We start from the raw sequence: 19,657 nt of genomic DNA, 5'->3' as shown, positions 1-19,657 counted from the left end.
TGCACATTTTCAAACTTCTTCCGACGAACAACTCCCCTCCCCCGGAACAAGCTCGGTTTCATGAAAAGCTTCCCGCTTGACCCCATAACCGTCATACCACCGGCACTCAACCATACCGCTGGAATACCCGGTGACAATCATCCGCGGGCCGCCCTCTTTTACCGTGACTTCCTCACTAACCATAAAGCTCATACTCGCCTCCTTTTTTCGAGTGAAACTTGTTCACCTTAGTCGAGGATGGCGAATTTTGCATAACAGCCAATGTGAATTTTAATGTGCCTGGCCGCGCATTTTCGCTACCACTTTCACTCCCAGCACCACGATGCCACCGATGATAAATCCAAGAATCAGATTTAAAACAGTCGGTAATATCATCGCCACCAGCGCGTTCTGCTGTCCGGCAAAATGTTCAATGGCATGATGCAGCGGCGCGATGCCATGCACCACAATGCCGCCACCAACCAGGAACATCGCCAGCGTGCCGACAACCGATAATGCTTTCATCAGCCAGGGCGCGATAATCAACAGCCCCTTACCCAACGCCTGCATCAACGTACTGGACTTTTCTGCCAGCCAGTAGCCCAGGTCATCAATCTTAACGATAATCCCCACCAGGCCATACACGCCAATCGTTACCACCAGAGCAATCCCTGAGAGCACCAGCACCTGATTAATCAGCGGCGCTTCCGCCACAATACCCAGCGTTATGGCGACAATTTCCGCAGACAAAATAAAATCGGTGCGAATGGCCCCTTTTATTTTGTCCTTTTCAAACTTGAGCGGGTCTTGCTCCGCCAGTTTTTCCAGACGCTGCTGACTCTGCGCCGGATCCTCTTTGTGTTTACGCGCCTCCAGCATATGTAGCACTTTCTCTACCCCTTCAAAGCAGAGAAACGCACCACCAATCATCAACAGTGGCGTAATTGCCCACGGGATAAATGCACTGATGATCAGCGCCAGCGGCACCAGAATCACTTTATTGATTAGCGATCCCTTCGCCACGCCCCAGACCACAGGAAGTTCCCGGTTGGCACGCACGCCTGAAACTTGTTGCGCGTTGAGCGACAAGTCATCCCCTAATACGCCGGCGGTTTTCTTCGCCGCCAGCTTGCCCATCACGGAGATATCGTCCAGCAAAGTGGCGATATCATCGAGCAACGTCAATAAACTACTCCCGGCCAAAAGCATTCCCTCTCATTTTTTCGTTGACGCGCTAAGTATGAAGCAAAATCGGCTTGCCTGATACTGTGCTTCATAGGTCAACATTTTTTTAACAATCAAGCACAATTATATCTCTCGCCAGCAGAATGATTTTCACGTTTACTATGAACCACCTTTTTATTTCCACCGTGAGGGATTATGCGTTTCCGCCAGTTGTTACCGCTTTTTGGCGCGCTGTTTGCGTTGTATATCATTTGGGGCTCGACCTATTTTGTCATTCGGATTGGCGTTGAAAGCTGGCCACCGTTAATGATGGCGGGGGTGCGATTTTTGGCAGCAGGTCTTTTATTGATGGCATTTTTACTGCTGCGTGGGCACAAATTTCCGCCGCTACGTCCCCTGCTCAACGCCGCGCTTATTGGCCTGTTACTGCTGGCTGTCGGTAACGGTATGGTGACGGTTGCCGAACATCAAAACGTCCCTTCCGGCATTGCCGCCGTGGTGGTGGCAACTGTGCCACTCTTTACTCTTTGCTTCAGCCGCCTGTTTGGCATTAAAACGCGCAAACTGGAATGGGTGGGTATCGCCATTGGGCTTGCCGGGATCATCATGCTCAATAGTGGCGGTAATTTAAGCGGTAACCCGTGGGGTGCAATGCTGATTTTAATCGGCTCAATTAGCTGGGCGTTTGGGTCGGTTTATGGCTCGCGCATTACCTTGCCGGTAGGGATGATGGCAGGCGCCATTGAGATGCTGGCAGCAGGCGTAGTGTTAATGATTGCGTCGATGATTGCGGGTGAAAAACTGACAGCAGTCCCTTCGCTTTCTGGTTTCCTTGCAGTCGGCTATTTGACGCTGTTTGGCTCGATTATCGCCATCAACGCTTATATGTATTTAATCCGCAATGTCAGTCCGGCTCTGGCCACCAGCTACGCCTATGTTAATCCCGTGGTCGCGGTATTGCTGGGTACGAGTCTGGGCGGAGAAACGCTGTCGAAGATTGAATGGCTGGCGCTAGGAGTGATTGTTTTCGCCGTGGTACTGGTCACGTTGGGGAAATATCTCTTTCCGGCTAAACCCGTTGTCGCTCCCGTCATTCAGGATGCATCAAGCGAGTAAATGAATCCCCAGAGTGTCGATCTGCGCGCTGGCGCCCTCGCCGCAGATCCACTCTTCCAGACGCTCGGTAAGTGCCGCGTCCGTTAATTTCTCCCGCCCGCGTAACGCACATTCCCAGACAATCAACACACGCCAGCCGAGTTCCTGCAAACGACTGATATCGCGCCGATCGCGCTCGACATTTTTACCTATCTTCTCAAGCCAAAAATCTGTTCGCGTGGCGGGGACGTTAAACAGATAGCAATGGTGATGGTGCCAGAAGCAACCGTGGGCAAATATCACACAGCGAAATTCATCAAGGACAAAATCCGGACGTCCGGGAAGACTGGCTTCCTGAACACGAAACGCCAGCCCCTGCTCAGTTAACAGGCTGGCGAGACGTTTCTCGATTGCCGTATCGCGCGTGGCAATCGCGCGCATATTTTTGCTGCGCGTGGCCTTATCGTGAACGTCGGCCATGTTGTGTTTCTCGCTGACGCAACGCCACCGCTTGTCTGATTTTTGGCTCGAGCAGTTTTGCCACCGCGGCAAAAACCGGTACTACCACCGAATTACCGAACTGACGATAGGCTTGCGTATCAGAAACCGGTATACGGAATTTCGCTTCTCCCGGCGCTTCAAAGCCCATCAGGCGCGCGCATTCGCGAGGCGTTAATCTGCGTGGGCGATGTTGCTGATTCTGCGGATCGTCAAAGTCTTTCTCACCTGTCGCCATATCCCAGCCGCGATCGATTAAGATTTCCGCGCCGTCTTTATAATAACGGGCAGAAAGCGTGCGCGTGACACTTTGCGGATTGTTCGGATAAACCATCCCATAACCGAAGCCGTTACCGCGCGCCTGATGCTTTTTCGCATAGCGATAGAGATACTTCCATAGCACCGGCGTCAGGATATATTTCGCTTCGACCATCGGGTCCAGCAACTGCGCCAGCGTCACTCGCTGCACCGGGAAACAATCGCTAATATCACGCAGGGTGAAATCTTCTTTCAGATTAAGATCGCGACGGAAGCCCACCAGCACGATGCGCTCACGGTGCTGCGGTAGAAAATGTTTGCCATCGATGATTTTCGGATCGTCCGGGCCGTTATCTTCTGCGTCGGCAACGTCATAGCCCAGTTCGTCCAGCGTCTGCATGATGATGCGAAACGTTTTACCCTGGTCGTGGCTTTTCAGGTTCTTAACGTTTTCGAGCACAAAAATCGCCGGACGACGAGCGTCGATGATGCGCACCACATCAAAGAACAGCGTCCCCTGGGTATCGCAGGCAAAACCGTGCGCCCGCCCAAGCGAGTTCTTTTTCGATACGCCAGCCAGTGAAAACGGCTGGCAAGGAAAACCGGCCAGTAAAACATCGTGTTCAGGAATGTGCTGACGGATATGTTCCGCCGCCGCGTCATCACTTACGCCCTCTTTATGGCTCAGGGTAATGTCGCGGATATCTTCATTAAAATGATGAGTCGCCGGGTCGCAATAATGGTTGGCTTTATAGGTGCGCACCGCATGTTTATTCCATTCACTGGTAAATACGCACTGGCCGCCAATTGACTCAAAACCGCGACGGATACCACCAATCCCGGCAAAGAGATCGATAAAGCGAAACGCATAATGCGGATGATGTGCTGGCGGTTTGGGTAGCAACGTTTGCAGGTGGGCGAACTCATTTTCACTTAAACGGTGCCATACCGAATCATTCGCCAGCGCACGTTTTAAAATCGCCGCGCTCCAGTGGTTCTCACCCACACCATTAAGTTGCGCCACCAGCGTTTTAACATCATAAATTTGCAGCAGTTTCTCCAGCATTGCCTGTGCGGCATTCCCGGTGCTGTATGAATCGGTTACTGAAATATTTTCCTGCATAGATTTAACCGGCCATATGAGATGGCCGACAGGTTAACATAATTACATCGGTTTAGGGCCACGCGCGCAGTCAGCTGGCGAAAACGCATCAATCACGTTGTGATCGATACCTTCATTCTCCCCCGCCAGTTCAGCACTTAGTTTGGCCATAAACTCCACCAGAAAACGGGCGTTGTGTTGCGCCAGTTGTTTACCTTTTGTGGTTTGCATCGTTTGAGGTAGTTTTAGCAGCTTGGTCTGAAAGTGGTCCAGCGCGTAACGTTTATCATCGAGCGGGCGATGCTGCGCGAACGGATCTTCGCCATCAAACAGCGCCACACCCAACGCGCCTGAAACCGCAAACACGCGCGCCAGGCCAATCGCGCCTAATGCTTCCATCCGGTCCGCATCCTGCACGATTCTAGCTTCCGCCGTTAAGGGCGTAATTTGCGCACTGAAACTGTGTGCGGCAATGGCATGACAAACGGGCTCTATTTTCTCCGCTGGAAATTGCGCAAACTCTTCACATAGCAGGCGACGCGTCTCTTCTGCTGCCAGCATTGAAGATTGCTGCCGTTGCGGATGATTTTTCGCCAGACTCACGATATCGTGAAAATAACAGGCGGTTAAAATCACCAGCATGTCCACGTCTTCATCTACCGCCAGTTTTTGTGCCGTCGCCCAAACGCGGCGAAAATGACACAGGTCATGGGCCGCGTCCTGATACTGATGATGGCTCTTCAACCAGTTCTCGAATTGTGCCTGCCAGTGTTGTAAGTCCATATGCGCTCCGCTGCCAAAGAGTCGCAACCTTAGCAGTTTTTACTCATAGCGTCTGCTACGTACGGGGCGAGGTCGCGTGTACCAGGCAATGCCGCCTAACAACGCACCGACCATGGCCATAAACAAAAACCCCACTAACGCACCTAGCCACTTCCCCGCAGTTGAACCTAAATCACTTTCAAATCCAGACACGGGGGCATCGGGGATGCGGCTCATTACCCAGATGTAACGCGCCATTACCCAGACAAAATAACCACACCAGGTATAGAAAGCCCATAAAGCCAGTTTGCCGCCAGGGCTACGAGAGAGTCTTTCTTCCATTGCTGTCGAACCATACTCCATTTTGAGATAACCCGGAAAATTCAGACTTATACTGTTATGTGATAAAAGTCACATTTTTCCACATCGGTCGAGCCAGTCAAGTCTCACTCATTTTTTGAACAAATATATGAATCTTAACCACTGACATTATGTGCAGAAAAAACAAGTCGGAAGGCATTTGTTTTTTGTTTGGGCATAATGGATTAATTCATATTTTGAATATATTGGCATTGAATACAATTATACCTTTTTTGTTTTCTGTGTCATGATGACTACGTTATTAGCCTTTTATCGTCTTGTTTATATTTTTTTGGGCCGGCATGATGCCGGCTTTTTTTATGCGTTCATTAATGTGCAGTAGATCACACTCAGTCTTTAGTTCAACAATCATTGATGTAATCCATCCTTCCAAAAGAACAATAACCAATTGATATACAAATATAAATATGATGAATGCTTATGTCTTAAATTCATAATTATGAATTATATTAAATAGAATAGAAACATTTTGAAATCTTTTAAATACATTTGTTACATGTAATCTTTAAAATAAAATGAACTTCATAGAATAGTATCCAAATGTGCTTTTTTTTGGATAACGGCACTTATTGATATATTCATGAAGATTATAATCACAAGGGAATACATAATGAAAAGAAAAGTTCTGGCAATGCTGGTCCCGGCGTTATTAGTTGCTGGCGCAGCAAATGCGGCTGAAGTCTATAATAAAGATGGTAATAAACTGGATTTGTACGGAAAAGTAGTGGGTCTGCACTACTTCTCTGATGATTCTGGCAGCGATGGTGACATGTCATATGCCCGTATCGGTTTCAAAGGTGAAACCCAGATCGCTGACCAGTTCACTGGCTATGGTCAGTGGGAGTTTAACATTGGTGCAAACGGCCCTGAAAGCGACAAGGGTAATACCGCAACTCGTCTGGCATTTGCAGGCTTAGGTTTCGGTCAGAACGGTACTTTCGACTATGGTCGTAACTACGGTGTCGTATATGACGTAGAAGCATGGACCGATATGCTGCCAGAATTTGGTGGCGATACCTATGCTGGCGCCGACAACTTCATGAACGGTCGTGCTAACAGCGTTGCAACCTACCGTAACAATGGCTTCTTTGGTCAGGTTGATGGCCTGAACTTTGCTCTGCAATATCAGGGTAATAACGAGAAAAGCGGATTATTTGGTCAAGAAGGTTCCGGTAACGGTAATGGCCGTAAACTGGCCAAAGAGAACGGCGACGGTTACGGTATGTCAACTTCCTATGACTTCGACTTCGGTTTAAGTCTGGGTGCGGCATACTCTAACTCTGACCGTTCTGATAACCAGGTTCACAAAGGTTTGCATGATTCTCGTTACGGTGATCGCTTCGATGCAACTGCTGGCGGTGAAACTGCAGAAGCATGGACCGTGGGTGCTAAATACGACGCTAATAACGTTTACTTAGCAGCCATGTATGCTGAAACCCGTAACATGACTGGTTACGGTAATGCTGATGCTATCGCTAACAAAACCCAAAACTTTGAAGTTGTTGCTCAGTATCAGTTCGACTTCGGTCTGCGTCCGTCCATTGCTTACCTGCAATCCAAAGGTAAGGATTTAGGCGGTTTGAATGGTGATAACTTTGACAGCCAGGGTAATCATCATTACACCAACAAAGATCTGGTTAAATACGTTGATATTGGTGCGACCTACTACTTCAACAAAAACATGTCCACCTATATTGATTATAAAATCAACCTGCTGGACAACGACGACGACTTCTACAAAGAAAACGGCATCGCGACCGACGATATCGTTGCTGTGGGCTTAGTCTACCAGTTCTAATCAGCCAACGCGCCGCGGCACGTAACTGTAAATATAATATCGGCCTGAGTTCGTCCCTCATCGAACTCAGGCTTTTTTATATCCCACATCAAATCACCAACAGCGGCACGCTAAACTGCCGTAGCATGTCGATAAACCCTAATTCCTGCGTAGCTCCCAGCACAATAACATCAGCCAGTTGTTGTTCAGCAAGTTCCTTTATCCCTTCCGGAAGAGTGCCGAAATGAACATATGTATGAATAAATCCTTCCGGCAAAACCAGTTGTTCTGCTATATGAGCTAAACGGCACACAGCCTGCCCACGTAGACCTTCTTTAAAACGATGCATATCAGAAATATACCCACGCTCGAGAACTCTTAAATATTCCGGTATAAAGCCAAGTAAGTGAACATGTCCAGAAGAAACATTGGCGAAAAATTGCGCGTGCAAAAACGCTTGCTCTCTATCATCCCGAGAAAAAACATTCACCGGAATAACAATATTTCGGTACATAGGTATTCCCTGAAAAAATTCAATATAATCAACTGCACTTGAATTATTAGTGCATATTTCTAATACTATATTTAAGTCGTTTTTTTGGAAAAGTTATCGTTGCTGCCCCACTTTAGTCTCCAGGCCATTCCCTCTGACAAATTGTGCAAAGAGTACATCTGATGACAAGTAATTAATCATATCTGTCATCAGTTAAACCTTAATCTGGATCATCATTCTTTCGCGATAATCTCTCGTGCCAGACAGTTTTACGATTATTTTTTTGCTAATAATCTCATTTTCTTAACTTACACTCTCATCGCATGTTCCGGGGAGATTCTTTGCTCCAGCATTTACCTATCTTAAGCAGGCCTCAGGCAAATCATTCTGTTGCCAGTTCCCCCGGCGCCGCTCTAAGCATCACGTGAGCACAAAAAATCCCCACAATTAAAAATTGTGCTACCAGTGTGTCAATATCCTGATTTCTGAAAAATAGACTAAAATAAATTAACACCAGTTCCAACCACTTTACGCAATAAGGAGAAAATTGGCATGACTAATATCCTACACAAGTGCAGCATAGTCATCGCACACTCCCCCTTGCATACCGCTTTCGATATATTGACTCCAATTTCCTATCTGGTTAAAAATAGCAACCAGCTCAGTCGCGAATATAGTGACTAACCTACATAAGTAACAACAAGGAATACACTATGACTGTTCAACAAAGTAAGAACCCGCAAATCGATATGGCTGAAGATAATGCTTTCTTCCCGTCAGAATATTCGTTAGGCCAATATACCAGCCCGATTTCTGATCTTGATGGGGTAGACTATCCAAAACCGTATAGCGGAAAGCAAAAAATCCTGGTAATCGCCGCCGATGAACGCTATTTGCCAACCGATAATGGTAAGCTCTTCTCAACAGGAAACCATCCGATTGAAACGTTGCTGCCGTTATATCATCTGCATGCTGCTGGTTTCGAGTTCGAGGTTGCGACGCTTTCTGGCCTGATGACAAAATTTGAATATTGGGCTATGCCGCGGAAAGATGAAAAAATTATGCCATTCTTTGAGCAGCACAAATCTCTGTTCCGCAATCCGAAAAAATTGGCAGATGTTGTCGCCAGCCTCAACGCAGACAGCGAATACGCAGCAATCTTTGTTCCTGGCGGTCACGGTGCACTCATTGGTTTACCAGAAAGCAAAGACGTGGCTGCCGCTCTGCGGTGGGCAATCGAAAATGACCGTTTTGTTATCTCCCTTTGCCACGGTCCGGCAGCCTTTCTGGCGTTTCGCCACGGCGATAACCCATTAAATGGTTATTCAATTTGCGCATTCCCTGACGCTGCAGACAAACAAACACCAGAGATTGGCTACATGCCGGGTCATCTGACCTGGTACTTTGGTGAAGAACTGAAGAAAATGGGCATGAACATCGTCAATGATGATATTACCGGCCGGGTACACAAAGATCGTAAGCTTTTAACCGGTGACAGTCCTTTCGCAGCAAATGCGTTAGGCAAACTGGCAGCACAGGAGATGCTGGCCGCATACGTAGGTTAATCGGCTGACACTTACTGTGGAATAAAAGTGGGGGTAACTCTCCCCCACTTAACAAACATGAAAACGACCACCTCCAATTACTGACGTTTTAACGCTTCCCTTCACTTTATGCCCCCCAGACTGAGGAATGCGACACAAGCTGTTTTTAAACAAAATGATAATTCTCGAAAATGATTAACACATAAACAATAAATATATAGCATATTCCACGTTATTATTTATCGATTTTAGAAATCAATCATTTCTGTTAAACTTCACCACGTTTTAACCAGAATGGAAGCGAGGTTGGAAATGTCATTTGTATCATTTTTCAGACGTATTGCATTTGCGTATTATGATTATCGCTGCAAAAATACTGATATTGCAAAAAGTGAATTCGTAGTTATTCACATTCCCGATCAAATTGGGGATGCAATGGCTATTTACCCAATAATCCGATCGCTTGAAATGCATAAAATAAAACACTTATTAATTGTCACATCAACAATTAATAAATCTGTTTTTGATGCACTTCATCTGGAACAAACAAAATTAACATTGATCAGTATGACAATGCAGGATCATGCCAGTATTAAAGAAATAAAAAAATTAGCAAAAAACATCAATGAACAATATGGAACTCCTGATCTTTGTATTGAAGCAATGCGCAAGAAAAACCTGAAGACGATGCTATTTATTAGCCATTTACGAGCCAATACAAATTTACAGGTTGTGGGTTTAACAATGAAATGTTATTCACCGATATGTAAGTCAGCGTCGAAAATGGATCAGTCACTACGCGCCCCAGTACCGCTGACCTGGGCCTTCATGATGCGAGAAGTAGGATTTCCGGCGCCCCCGCCCATATTTGAATTGCCCCTCAGCGAAATAGTGCTAAAAGAAGTACGTTGTGAGATGCATTCATTAGGTTCATATATTGCTCTTAATTTAGAAGGTAGCGTGCAAGAGAGAACATTTTCATTAGCAATGGCACAAAAAATCATTGAGATGATTAAAATGCAATCAGACATGCCAATTGTCATTGTTCATGGTCCGAAAGGTTCGGAAACAGCCCTGAAACTAACCCGGCATTTTGATAACGTTTATCATTTGTCGTTATCACCTTCAATAATGCGGTCTGCAGCAATCATAAGAGATGCCTTCCTTGCAATATCGCCAGATACATCTATTTTACACATGGCAAGTGCTTATAATGTTCCTGTCATCGCCGTGTATGCTGATTATAAGACTCGCTGGCCTGCCATGGCCGGCATTTCAGAGACGATTGTGGTTGGAAAGGCTATTGATCATCTAAATTTGGATGAATTCAGCAATACGCTGAAAAGGATTATCGCGAAAATTTCAGTCACAGCGTAATGAAAGCTCTAACAAAAATTCAAACACTAAAGCACGTTTGCAGAAAAGCAAAAAGCCCGCTCGAAAGCAGGCTTTTTTGAATTTGGCTCCTCTGACTGGATGCGTACTTTACTATAATTAATTGAATATAAATGGTTTTTATTAATAAATTTAAAATGAGGCCCTCAGAAGGGCCCCTGGGATATTTTTGATTGAAAAGATGATGTAAATCACATTTTCAGAGACTGTTACCTGGAGATCTTAAAACCACCGAGAGGTCATCATTCCTGACGTATAGCGGGAATGCACCAGACATACAGAAACAGAAATTTGCACCAGCTTTGATATGGCTGTCTTCACTACATCCTGTCGCTGCAAAAGTCCATGATTGCGCCAGATTCTGTTGGAATACATCAATCTGAGCCAGAGTTGGCCCTTTGGGTTGGTTGTAGCCCTTTCTGGTCAGGTGCTGTTACCTTTAGCCCTTTTCCTTTTGACCGTCGGCTATGTGCCAGATATAGGTATTCGCATCCTGAGAGTTACACTTTCAAGGGATTCAGGGTCAGGGTATGTGCTTACTGATTACGGATATAGTGCCAGAATCATGTGATTTGATGATTGTATTAGCGTCAATGATATAAGACTGTGACGCCATAAACTTTGGTGTTAACAATTGCCGCTTTGTTTTCGAACCTGTAAGTGCAGGGAGGTAAAGAAATCCGTTACAGTCAGTACTTCTATGTGAGCTGATCATTAGGTGCAACACGGTTGAACCTTGTGGATTTCGGTAAGCTCACAGCATGTACCTGCTTCGGAGTTGATCGAGCGAACGATTTGATAGACTTTGGGGCTGACCTAAATTAAATTAGTAAGAAAATCAATAGTGATTCGAGTCATCTCTACCGGAAGGATGGGCTTATCAATGGAAAGTAGTATTTTAGGTCATGCTCAAAGAGAAACATCAGGAGCAACCACATTCGGAAAATATGACTTCCAATATCATTGGGCGTTATGCAGAATAATTGAAAAGCATAAAGAAAATTCTGACTATGCATTATTAATTGAATATCATGAGGATGTTGTTATAGCAGACTCATTATATGGAAGTTCAGCAAAATTTGAATTCTTCCAGGTAAAGAACACTGGAAATCCTTTCACTTCTGACGCTTTAACTAAACGAGAAAAAGGAGCTAAGGGACCGAAGAACTCCATTCTAGGTAAGTTATTAAGCTCATGCATTGGTACTGATTATGAAGATCGTATTACGGAAATAGGTCTTGTATCTTCAAGTGGCTTCTCATTTGATCAAAAAGATAATAGATTAAAATTAGACATTATAACTTCAGGTGATCTTAGCGTAGAATGTCTCTCGGGGCTAACTGAGAAATTAAAAGCTGAACTTGGGATAGTTATTTTTCCAGAAAATCTAAAATTTATCGTCCCCAAAATAAAGCTTGAGAATCAAGAAGAATTTGTCATTGCCAGATTTGCTGAATTAGTTAATGATATATTCCCAAATAGTCATTGTAATGCCGTTAATATTTATAGGGCAGTCATCGATGAGATTCATCGCAAAGGACATAATACTTACGACTTTACTGTTTGGGAAAAAATGGTAGAGGATAAGTCTCTCACATCTCATAAGGTTAAGGATGTCATAGCAGTTAATACAACAAGTCCAAAATTTGAAGATTTTGATAGAGACTTTGAATATTTAGCCAAAAACGATATGAAATGGAACACGCTAACTTATCGAAAGATTAATAAAAAAATAAAGCAACTTTTCTTACGTCGAGTCGGACATGCTTCAGCTTTTGACATTAATATAATGAGAATAGCTCAACAGGCACTCAGTAGCGTTCCAGAAGAAGAGTTTACAGAAACCAGTGATTACATTGAGTCAGCTATTGTGGAAGCTAAAAAACTGAACATTGAAAGTCAAATCCCTGAACATGACGATATACTTTGTGAGATAATCTATTGTTTTTTAAAGGTGATGCATGAATAACACAAGAAACCCAAAAGATCACTATAAATTATTAATTCGAAACTTAAGGAACAAGAAAAATGAGAAGCTTGACATTTCAACGATTAGTTCTGATATCAGATTCGAAAAGACTTGCGAATCAGTTCACGTTTCCGAAAAGATTGAATCTAATTACAGGAAAAGATAATAGTATAGGCAAGTCCACTCTAGCCAAGAATTTACTGTGGTCTCTAGGATGTGATCCTGTTATGGATGAGGAATGGAAATCAAATGATATTAAAGCGATATTATATTTCACTATAAATAACAAAGAATATTTTACTTGTCGAGGAAGCCACTCAATAATTTTGGGAGCTATAGGTGGTGAAGCGAGAAGATACACTCATATAACTGGTGATTATTCAAAAGACCTATCTGAGCTTGTTGATTTTAAAATGAAGCTTCCTAATCGTAATGATGGAAATTTAGAGACTCCTCCTCCAGCATATTACTTTTTACCATTCTATATCGATCAGATAAAAAGCTGGAGTTCACCTTGGGATTCATTTGAAAACTTAGGTCAATATGCCAACTGGAAAAAACCGTTAATCAAGTATTTTACTGGTTATCTGAAACCAGAACATTTTGACATTGAAGAAAACATTTATGAATACAATGAGTTCAAGAAGGAATCAGCTGCAAAAATAGAGAAATTCCAAAGCGCTGTTGAAATTATAGTTGATAATTCAGCTGATTCCCCAATAGCATTAGACAATGAGAATTTCAGTAGAATCCAAGAAGAGATAAACACTGAGCTTCTCGAATTGATCGACTATCAAACGAGGCTTTATGATGCTCAAGCTTCGATCACCTCAAATATTTATGATCTTGAAAGGCAATATGAGTTAGCTACTAGTTCGGCAAACGAACTCGAAGAGGATTATAAATTTGCGGTAGAATCCATACCTACGGATAATTTAGAATGTCCATTATGTGGTACTCTTCACGATAATTCATTGCTTAACAGAGCGCTGCTTCTTTCAGAAAAAAATTCGCTGCTTGATGAGGCAAACTCTATAGCATCTAAATTAGTCGAACTGAAATCATCATTAGCTGAATTAAATGAGAATGCTCAGTTTGCCATTAATGAAATTGAAAGGATAAATAAAAAATATGTTACAGATGATAATGCAAATAAAAAAGACATTATTGCACAGGTGATAGATACTATATCCACCGAAAATGTCTCCAGAAACATTCAAGTAAAAATTGATAATGAAGAGCACAAAATAAGCAACGCCACCAGTTCTATCCGGGAATTAAAAAAAGATCAGAAAAAACTTCTTTCAACCAAAGACAAGGAAGAGTTGAACTCGTCCTTTATATCCAAACTGTTGGTTAACATTGGAGCGCTAGATTCAACAGGAATAAATCTTAGCAAAGTAAAATCACCTACTGACTACAAACAATTGCTTGGTGGCGGTGCTGCTGAGGCTGCGAGGGGATTGCTTGCTTATCAGATCTCCGTACTGCAACAAATACATGGTGCTAAAACTTGCATAGTGCCTCCTTTCGTCATTGATACGCCTAACCAACAAGAACAGGCAGGACATCGTTATGAAACAGTCATTAAAGAATTAATGCGCAGTATCCCTCAGGATTATCAGATAATATTATGCGCAATGGAGAATAATGTGTTAAATGAATTCAAACAGGATGCTAATGTTATTGAGCTAAACTCCAATAGGCTTTTAATTGCTTCGCAATATAATTCGCTGCGAGCTGAGTATAAATTAATTCAAGCGAAAATCGTAGGTCTAGATGAGGAGGAGTAAATCAAATTGGTCAGTCAATTCACATCATAGCAATTATCCCCCTGCACCAGATCCGGTACAGAGGGATCGGCAATTTACTGGTGTTACGCAGTAACGGTGCTATCGGATTTTATTTTCCATGATTGTTACATCAGGGGAAATTACAGCCGTTACTGTATAACGTATTATTCTGCGCCAGTCATGAAAGCCGTCATTCCTCCTGCCATTCGTGCGCATATACCTGCTTCACCCAGCGACCGCGCCCGTCGCCATGCCCCAGGTCCATCGCCACCATTGCCAGCGCCTCTTTTTCGCTGAACCCCTGCGCCAGATACCGGCGGATATCGTCCTGTGCCCAGGCATAGCGTAGCGAATGCGGGGAGTATTTGCCCGTCAGCCCCATACGCAAAGTCTGGTTGCGCCAGTATTTCATTGCCTGTTTAAGGCTCGCCGCATCAATCAGCCTGCCGTTACGCCGTTCTGCCACCGCAATGGCATTATCGAGCGCTTGTTTAACTGCGCCAGCATCCTGAATAAGGGTGCCGCGGGGCCGTCCGCCTTTGGTGCCGAGTACCACGGTCAGCTGGGTATCGCCGTGTGCCAGTGCTTCGCGCCAGGTTTTCAGCGAACCGGAACAGCGTACCGCCTCCTGTGAACGTAACCCCATCAGCCGCGCCAGTTCCAGTGCTGCGGCCAGCCCCGCGTCTTTCAGCCGGGCGGTTTCTGCCACCTGCTGATAATGCTCTGGCGTGATGGCCCGTCGCGTACCATTGCGGGATACGCCAGCCAGCCCCAGCGATTTATTCGATATCCGTTCACTCTGCGCCAGTTTGTCACGCCCGGCCTGCGTCAGTATTTTACGGATAGCCGCCGTTTCGTTATGCAGCGTCTGTTTCTGAATACCCTGCGCCAGCCGCATCTGAATATACGCTTCAATATGCTTCGCCTTTAAATGGTGGACATAGCGTATCTGAATGTTCAGCTCCATCAGGCGCTTGCAGAATCGTCCCGCCGTGGCGATACGGTCGTGGACAGTCTTGTGCGACCCGCCAGCCTGCTGCGCCAGGTTTTTCATCTCTCTTTCCAGCATACCCATTTTGCTTTTCCTCTTCTCTCGCTCCTGATTTTCACAAAAACACAACAAACAACGGATACAGCTTTCCCCGGCGCGTAGGCCGATAGCCCCTGATTGTTGTCGGGGCCGCGAGCAGTACCTGAGCGCCGGGGCGATGGCTGTTGAGGTGTTGCGGGGCATCGGTTGTGCTCTCAGAGCAGCCGCCAGCGTTAGCTGGTCATCCCCCGGACCGTCCTGGTGGTCCCCCTCCGGTACTGGCTCATGTTCTCCTTTTGTGAATGAATGGTTGAGGTAATTGCTGAATAAGCGACGTCAGAAGCTCACCTGTGGCTGGAACAGTTGATATGACTGGTGCAGATGAAAATTTTTGCGGGCGTCAGTCTCTCACTCTGCGTGAGCGACTGACGCCCTGGTCTGGCGCAGGGTCTGAAAATTAACAGTCTGGTGCAGGTTAACGGTCACGCGGCAGCAAAGCCTTTCGGCAATGCAGGCCGCAGCCCGTCATGTAAAGGGCGCTGGAAATCAGCAGGGTGTAAGTGGGCCGGAGATATTCCGGCAAAGAGAAGCCGTGCAGCCGGTGAAGACTGTTGCCGTTAAGCGATGACGATGAAGCCGTCCAGGTGTATGTACTCTTAGCCTCAAACGCTTTCGCGTTCCGGTATTGCGGAGGTCGTACCGGTAGCAGGGGGCTGGTCGTCCTGATAAATCAGGGGCTTCTTGCAGACCATGAAGCCAAAGGGGCTGTCAACTGACAGCTTATTGCAGGAGAGAGATTACACCGTTATTTCTGGCGCAGAAAGGGGAAACTCATTTTTCTGGAAATTGAGTTTCCCCTTGAATTTATAGAAAGTTTGTGAATGACACACTGCCGCGCTTCGCTTGACGTCTCCCGCTGCGCGATCAGCCAGAGGCTGACCACACACCGGGAGATCCGGTTTTGCTGTATCAGGATCACCGTTTTCGCATGATCCTTTCCAGGCGATTACCTTTATCGTCGAAGTATCTGGAAGGCCAGATTATTTCTGGTGATATTTCCAGCGCATCAGCAATGAGTTTTTCTCCACGAGCCCACGGGCGGGACAGCGCGTTTGCAAGCGTACTGGAAGACAGCCCGGCCTCACGAGACACTGCCGCGAGGGACGTTCCCTTCTTTCTTAGCCCGGCGATGATATCTGCCGGGTGCCAATCAAGATCTCTTTCTTTTAGTCGCATAACATCTTTCTCCTTATTTAACCGCTATAAATCCTGTAATCCCTTAATATTGATTATTTATAAACCATAATTCAAGTATTACATGATTTAGCAAGGTAAAGCATGAAGAGAGGCTTACCCCATAAGAGCGATAATTCGCATATCGAAGCAAAACTGCGGGTGTCCATCATGATTGGGAAAAGGCTAAAAATTGCCAGAATCAATGCTGGCCTGACTCAAACAGAATTGGGTGTTCGTGCAGGTCTTGATGAAGAGTCGGCAAGCTCCCGAATCAGTTCTTATGAAAACGAAGTTCATTCACCTGATTTTGGATTAGCGCGCAAATTTGCAGCAGTGCTCGATATACCAGAAGCTTATTTTTATGCTGTAGATGATGATCTGGCGACAGTGATCCTTCAATATCATCAGTATAGAAAGAATCATGCAGGTTCAATTGTGTTTGTGAAACCGCAGTAATATTGAGACTTTGCCCCTGAAAAGAGGCAAAGGGTACGCTTTCCGCTTATTACCGAAAAATAGAGGTTGATATTTTACGACGCCTGTTTCAGTCGCCGGGCATACTGGTAAGCCGAAACATACCCGTCACTGTTTGCATCAAGATAATCAGACCACCACTGCATCATCTCGATCCGCTCTTCCAGGTATTCAGCCTTATGAATATATGCAGCGCGGACGCTGTTTCTTTCCTGGTGGCTCATCTGCTTTTCAATCGCTTCTTTGCTCCACAACCCCGATTCACTCAGCGCACTACACGCCATCGCCCGGAAGCCATGCCCGCAGACGTCTTTTTTGGTGTCATAGCCCATCACGCGCAGCGCCTTGTTGACGGTGTTGTCGCTCATGCACTTATCCTGGTCGTACTCACCGGGAAAAATAAAGGCCAGATGCCCGGAGAGGGCCTCGATCTGTTTGAGGATCTCAATCGCCTGATCCGACAGCGGCACGATATGCTGAATTTTCATTTTCGAACCCCGGTAAGAGAAGCGCACGTTTTCGATCTGCTCGCGTTCTTTCGGGATCACCCACAGTTTTTGCTGCCAGTCGATTTCACTCCAGCGGGCAAAGCGTAGCTCGCTGGAGCGCACAAAAAACATCAGCGACAGCTTAAGGGCGTATTTCGTCAGCAGCCTGCCGCAGTAGCTATCCGTCCGGGATAAAAGCTCTGGCAACCTGTCGAGCGACAGGGCCGGGTAGTGATTCGTCTCTGGCGCGGCAAACTCACCATCCAGATACAACGCCGGGTTCGCCTTGAGCAACTGCTTTTTCATCGCATAGTGCATGATGTCGGTGACGTAGTTTTTCAGCCGGGCGGTGATCTCCAGAAAGCCTTTGCTCTCCACCTTGCGCAGCGTGAATAACAAATCCTCCGTTTCGATTTCCTCGATAAGGCGATCCCCGATATCCGGGAAAACGTACATTTCCAGCCTGCGCATCACGGTTTTCGCGTAATGCTCGGACCAGCGTTTATGTTCACCATGCCAGTTAGTGGCGATCTGGCTGAACGTCTGCCCGTTTTTCCGCTTCTGCTTTTCCGTCTGCTTTACCGCAGCGGGATCGACGCCTGCATGAATGTTATTGCGTGCCGTTTCGCGCAGGCGGCGAGCCTGCAACAGCGAGATCTCCGGGTAGGGGCCAAAGGCTAACTTCTTCTCTTTGCCGTCGATGCGGTACTTCATATACCAGAGTTTTGAGCCATTAGGTTTGATCAACAGGTACAGTCCAGAACTGTCTGTCATTTTGAAGGGTTTGTCAGAGGGTTTAGTCTTGCGAATAGCGGTGTCTGTTAATGCCATAGCGTGGGGGCTCCGTTTGCTCACCGAACCGTGAGGCCCCTGATTAGGCCCCCAAAAACTATGGATGTCAAGAAACCCGGCAGCCTCTTGCGAGACAACCGGGTAAAGATAAGTTCTTGTTTTTTAACTATCTTGAGACTCATAGAGATATCTCAGGACTAAAATCTGGCTCCTCTGACTGGACTCGAACCAGTGACATACGGATTAACAGTCCGCCGTTCTACCGACTGAACTACAGAGGAATCGTGAGAACGAGGCGAATATTACTTAGCAGCGCAGCGAGTGTCAACACTAAAATTCGCAAGTCATTTCAATCGGTTAATTAAGCAACAAAATTTATATTTAATGAACATTTGGTACTGAATTGGTGTCTCGCCCATTGGCATTTCGTAGCCGTTGTAATGGATCCTGCTTATAAAATTGGCAGAAACGTTGCCACAGCGAGGGGAAGCGTGGCGCAAAAAGTTCCGGTGCACTAAAAAAGTATTCGGAAAGTACGGCAAAACATTCTGCAGGGTCACTGGCAGCATAAGCATCGATGCTGGAGGCATTTTCGCCCACTAACTCAATTTCTTCCTGAATGTTATCCATCGCCGCATGAAGATCGTGTTCCCATCCAGCGACTTCACGCAAAGAAATGAAGGGAACCCCACTGGCGCGATCGCCATTTCGTGTATCCAACTTATGTGCAACTTCGTGGATAATCAGATTAAAGCCCGAGGCATCGAAAGAATCTTGTATATCGAGCCAGTTCAGCACGATTGGGCCTTGCTGCCAGCTTTGTCCTGATTGAACGATACGTTGATTATGCACCAGCCCTATATCGTCTTCCCATTCATCGTCTACCACAAATGGCGCAGGGTAAATTAGCACTTCATGAAAACCATCCAACCATTCCAGTCCAAGCTCCAGAACAGGCAAGCAGAAAAGTAAGGCGATGCGACTACTTTTCAATGCATCAAGTTCAAATCCTTGTAGCGGGACCAGTCTTTTTTGCTGTAAAAAACGTTCGGCAAGAGTGACTAGTTTGCTTTGCTCCTGCTCTGTCAGACATGTCAAAAGAGGTATCGCCAGAGCTTCCTTCCATGGCAGCGTATCTTCATGATCTGTTTCTTGTACTTTCCAGGGCCACTTAATCATCGTTTTGCTCGCAAACTCGTCACTTGAACAAAATTGCACGGACAGGGACTGTTAAAATGCCAAATTTCCTGGCATCATGGCAACCATCTGAACGGAGAGATGCCGGAGCGGCTGAACGGACCGGTCTCGAAAACCGGAGTAGGGGCAACTCTACCGGGGGTTCAAATCCCCCTCTCTCCGCCAATCATTCAAGCAATTAGCTCGCCTGGTGTCAGTGACACAAATCC

18 protein-coding genes and 2 tRNA genes are annotated in these 19,657 nt (G+C 45.8%); 8 read left to right on the top strand and 12 right to left on the bottom strand.

Annotated features, from left to right (window positions below; translation table 11 throughout):
* Positions 1 to 9: 9 nt before the first annotated feature.
* Positions 10 to 192: a DUF2158 domain-containing protein gene (locus FEK42_RS02585; RefSeq protein WP_130208609.1), complete on the bottom strand. Its 183-nt coding sequence runs from the start codon at positions 190 to 192 to the stop codon at positions 10 to 12.
* Positions 193 to 270: 78 nt separating this feature from the next.
* Positions 271 to 1,188, bottom strand: coding sequence for a DUF808 domain-containing protein (locus FEK42_RS02580; RefSeq protein ID WP_130216453.1), 918 nt, complete (start codon positions 1,186 to 1,188; stop codon positions 271 to 273).
* 171 nt (positions 1,189 to 1,359) lie between these two features.
* Here FEK42_RS02580 and yedA point away from each other — a divergent pair, with 171 nt between their 5' ends.
* Positions 1,360 to 2,280: a drug/metabolite exporter YedA gene (gene yedA, locus FEK42_RS02575; protein ID WP_135492738.1), complete on the top strand. Its 921-nt coding sequence runs from the start codon at positions 1,360 to 1,362 to the stop codon at positions 2,278 to 2,280.
* On the opposite strand, the gene vsr is transcribed toward yedA, so the two are convergent.
* From vsr to drpB, 4 genes are read right to left on the bottom strand one after another with little or no spacing between them, the layout of a single operon-like run.
* Complete coding sequence (gene vsr, locus FEK42_RS02570; protein ID WP_130259948.1) at positions 2,269 to 2,739, bottom strand: VSPR family DNA mismatch endonuclease; 471 nt, start codon at positions 2,737 to 2,739, stop codon at positions 2,269 to 2,271. The two genes, yedA and vsr, sit on opposite strands and share 12 nt — an antisense overlap.
* On the bottom strand, positions 2,720 to 4,138 hold the full coding sequence (gene dcm / locus FEK42_RS02565; protein WP_135407114.1) for a DNA-cytosine methyltransferase: 1,419 nt from the start codon (positions 4,136 to 4,138) through the stop codon (positions 2,720 to 2,722). The genes vsr and dcm overlap by 20 nt, the downstream gene beginning before the upstream one ends.
* Positions 4,139 to 4,180: 42 nt before the next feature.
* Positions 4,181 to 4,900, bottom strand: a complete 720-nt coding sequence (locus FEK42_RS02560) for a phosphohydrolase (RefSeq protein ID WP_135492739.1) — start codon at positions 4,898 to 4,900, stop codon at positions 4,181 to 4,183.
* A gap of 39 nt (positions 4,901 to 4,939) precedes the next feature.
* On the bottom strand, positions 4,940 to 5,221 hold the full coding sequence (drpB, locus tag FEK42_RS02555; RefSeq protein WP_246769576.1) for a cell division protein DrpB: 282 nt from the start codon (positions 5,219 to 5,221) through the stop codon (positions 4,940 to 4,942).
* A 649-nt stretch (positions 5,222 to 5,870) separates the two neighbouring features.
* Here drpB and ompC point away from each other — a divergent pair.
* Positions 5,871 to 7,058: a porin OmpC gene (gene ompC, locus FEK42_RS02550; protein ID WP_135491549.1), complete on the top strand. Its 1,188-nt coding sequence runs from the start codon at positions 5,871 to 5,873 to the stop codon at positions 7,056 to 7,058.
* A gap of 88 nt (positions 7,059 to 7,146) precedes the next feature.
* On the opposite strand, the gene FEK42_RS02545 is transcribed toward ompC, so the two are convergent.
* A complete protein-coding gene (locus FEK42_RS02545) occupies positions 7,147 to 7,551 on the bottom strand; it encodes a universal stress protein (RefSeq protein WP_130208625.1) in 405 nt (134 codons plus the stop codon).
* 692 nt (positions 7,552 to 8,243) lie between these two features.
* Here FEK42_RS02545 and hchA point away from each other — a divergent pair.
* From hchA to FEK42_RS02525, 4 genes are all read left to right on the top strand, one after another.
* Entirely contained in the window at positions 8,244 to 9,095 is an 852-nt protein-coding gene (gene hchA, locus FEK42_RS02540; RefSeq protein WP_138211728.1) for a glyoxalase III HchA, read from the top strand.
* A 291-nt stretch (positions 9,096 to 9,386) separates the two neighbouring features.
* On the top strand, positions 9,387 to 10,451 hold the full coding sequence (locus FEK42_RS02535; protein WP_135492818.1) for a glycosyltransferase family 9 protein: 1,065 nt from the start codon (positions 9,387 to 9,389) through the stop codon (positions 10,449 to 10,451).
* A gap of 901 nt (positions 10,452 to 11,352) precedes the next feature.
* Positions 11,353 to 12,438 (top strand): DUF4297 domain-containing protein, encoded by a 1,086-nt coding sequence (locus FEK42_RS02530; protein WP_135492740.1) that lies wholly within the window; start codon positions 11,353 to 11,355, stop codon positions 12,436 to 12,438.
* 227 nt (positions 12,439 to 12,665) lie between these two features.
* Complete coding sequence (locus FEK42_RS02525; protein WP_240783117.1) at positions 12,666 to 14,231, top strand: hypothetical protein; 1,566 nt, start codon at positions 12,666 to 12,668, stop codon at positions 14,229 to 14,231.
* 190 nt (positions 14,232 to 14,421) lie between these two features.
* Here the strand turns inward: FEK42_RS02525 and FEK42_RS02520 are convergent, their stop codons facing one another.
* Positions 14,422 to 15,306, bottom strand: a complete 885-nt coding sequence (locus FEK42_RS02520; protein WP_135492742.1) for an integrase domain-containing protein — start codon at positions 15,304 to 15,306, stop codon at positions 14,422 to 14,424.
* Between the two features lie 930 nt (positions 15,307 to 16,236).
* Complete coding sequence (locus FEK42_RS02515) at positions 16,237 to 16,497, bottom strand: helix-turn-helix transcriptional regulator (protein ID WP_135492743.1); 261 nt, start codon at positions 16,495 to 16,497, stop codon at positions 16,237 to 16,239.
* Positions 16,498 to 16,599: 102 nt separating this feature from the next.
* Between FEK42_RS02515 and FEK42_RS02510 the strand changes: the two genes are divergently transcribed.
* Positions 16,600 to 16,953, top strand: a complete 354-nt coding sequence (locus FEK42_RS02510) for a helix-turn-helix transcriptional regulator (RefSeq protein ID WP_240783118.1) — start codon at positions 16,600 to 16,602, stop codon at positions 16,951 to 16,953.
* Between the two features lie 74 nt (positions 16,954 to 17,027).
* Here FEK42_RS02510 and FEK42_RS02505 read toward each other — a convergent pair whose 3' ends face one another.
* The 3 genes from FEK42_RS02505 to mtfA form a co-directional block, all read right to left on the bottom strand.
* Positions 17,028 to 18,290, bottom strand: a complete 1,263-nt coding sequence (locus tag FEK42_RS02505; RefSeq protein ID WP_138211727.1) for an integrase arm-type DNA-binding domain-containing protein — start codon at positions 18,288 to 18,290, stop codon at positions 17,028 to 17,030.
* Positions 18,291 to 18,456: 166 nt separating this feature from the next.
* A tRNA-Asn gene (locus FEK42_RS02500) sits at positions 18,457 to 18,532 on the bottom strand.
* A gap of 100 nt (positions 18,533 to 18,632) precedes the next feature.
* Positions 18,633 to 19,430, bottom strand: coding sequence for a DgsA anti-repressor MtfA (gene mtfA, locus FEK42_RS02495; RefSeq protein WP_130259958.1), 798 nt, complete (start codon positions 19,428 to 19,430; stop codon positions 18,633 to 18,635).
* Between the two features lie 93 nt (positions 19,431 to 19,523).
* Between mtfA and FEK42_RS02490 the strand changes: the two genes are divergently transcribed.
* A tRNA-Ser gene (locus FEK42_RS02490) sits at positions 19,524 to 19,613 on the top strand.
* The last annotated feature ends 44 nt before the right edge of the window (positions 19,614 to 19,657 follow it).

Source organism: Escherichia sp. E2748 (assembly GCF_005781125.1).
Lineage (GTDB): Bacteria > Pseudomonadota > Gammaproteobacteria > Enterobacterales > Enterobacteriaceae > Escherichia.
Note: the sequence above shows the minus strand (reverse complement) of the source record. Positions and strands in the feature narration are given on the sequence as shown.

Excerpts from the sequence above, each read along its gene's own strand:
- FEK42_RS02585 (WP_130208609.1), bottom strand. The coding sequence starts at position 192 with ATGAGCTTTATGGTTAGTGAGGAAGTCACGGTAAAAGAGGGCGGCCCG.
- FEK42_RS02580 (WP_130216453.1), bottom strand. The coding sequence starts at position 1,188 with ATGCTTTTGGCCGGGAGTAGTTTATTGACGTTGCTCGATGATATCGCC.
- yedA (WP_135492738.1), top strand. The coding sequence starts at position 1,360 with ATGCGTTTCCGCCAGTTGTTACCGCTTTTTGGCGCGCTGTTTGCGTTG.
- vsr (WP_130259948.1), bottom strand. The coding sequence starts at position 2,739 with ATGGCCGACGTTCACGATAAGGCCACGCGCAGCAAAAATATGCGCGCG.
- dcm (WP_135407114.1), bottom strand. The coding sequence starts at position 4,138 with ATGCAGGAAAATATTTCAGTAACCGATTCATACAGCACCGGGAATGCC.
- FEK42_RS02560 (WP_135492739.1), bottom strand. The coding sequence starts at position 4,900 with ATGGACTTACAACACTGGCAGGCACAATTCGAGAACTGGTTGAAGAGC.
- drpB (WP_246769576.1), bottom strand. The coding sequence starts at position 5,221 with ATGGAAGAAAGACTCTCTCGTAGCCCTGGCGGCAAACTGGCTTTATGG.
- ompC (WP_135491549.1), top strand. The coding sequence starts at position 5,871 with ATGAAAAGAAAAGTTCTGGCAATGCTGGTCCCGGCGTTATTAGTTGCT.
- FEK42_RS02545 (WP_130208625.1), bottom strand. The coding sequence starts at position 7,551 with ATGTACCGAAATATTGTTATTCCGGTGAATGTTTTTTCTCGGGATGAT.
- hchA (WP_138211728.1), top strand. The coding sequence starts at position 8,244 with ATGACTGTTCAACAAAGTAAGAACCCGCAAATCGATATGGCTGAAGAT.
- FEK42_RS02535 (WP_135492818.1), top strand. The coding sequence starts at position 9,387 with ATGTCATTTGTATCATTTTTCAGACGTATTGCATTTGCGTATTATGAT.
- FEK42_RS02530 (WP_135492740.1), top strand. The coding sequence starts at position 11,353 with ATGGAAAGTAGTATTTTAGGTCATGCTCAAAGAGAAACATCAGGAGCA.
- FEK42_RS02525 (WP_240783117.1), top strand. The coding sequence starts at position 12,666 with ATGGATGAGGAATGGAAATCAAATGATATTAAAGCGATATTATATTTC.
- FEK42_RS02520 (WP_135492742.1), bottom strand. The coding sequence starts at position 15,306 with ATGGGTATGCTGGAAAGAGAGATGAAAAACCTGGCGCAGCAGGCTGGC.
- FEK42_RS02515 (WP_135492743.1), bottom strand. The coding sequence starts at position 16,497 with ATGCGACTAAAAGAAAGAGATCTTGATTGGCACCCGGCAGATATCATC.
- FEK42_RS02510 (WP_240783118.1), top strand. The coding sequence starts at position 16,600 with ATGAAGAGAGGCTTACCCCATAAGAGCGATAATTCGCATATCGAAGCA.
- FEK42_RS02505 (WP_138211727.1), bottom strand. The coding sequence starts at position 18,290 with ATGGCATTAACAGACACCGCTATTCGCAAGACTAAACCCTCTGACAAA.
- mtfA (WP_130259958.1), bottom strand. The coding sequence starts at position 19,430 with ATGATTAAGTGGCCCTGGAAAGTACAAGAAACAGATCATGAAGATACG.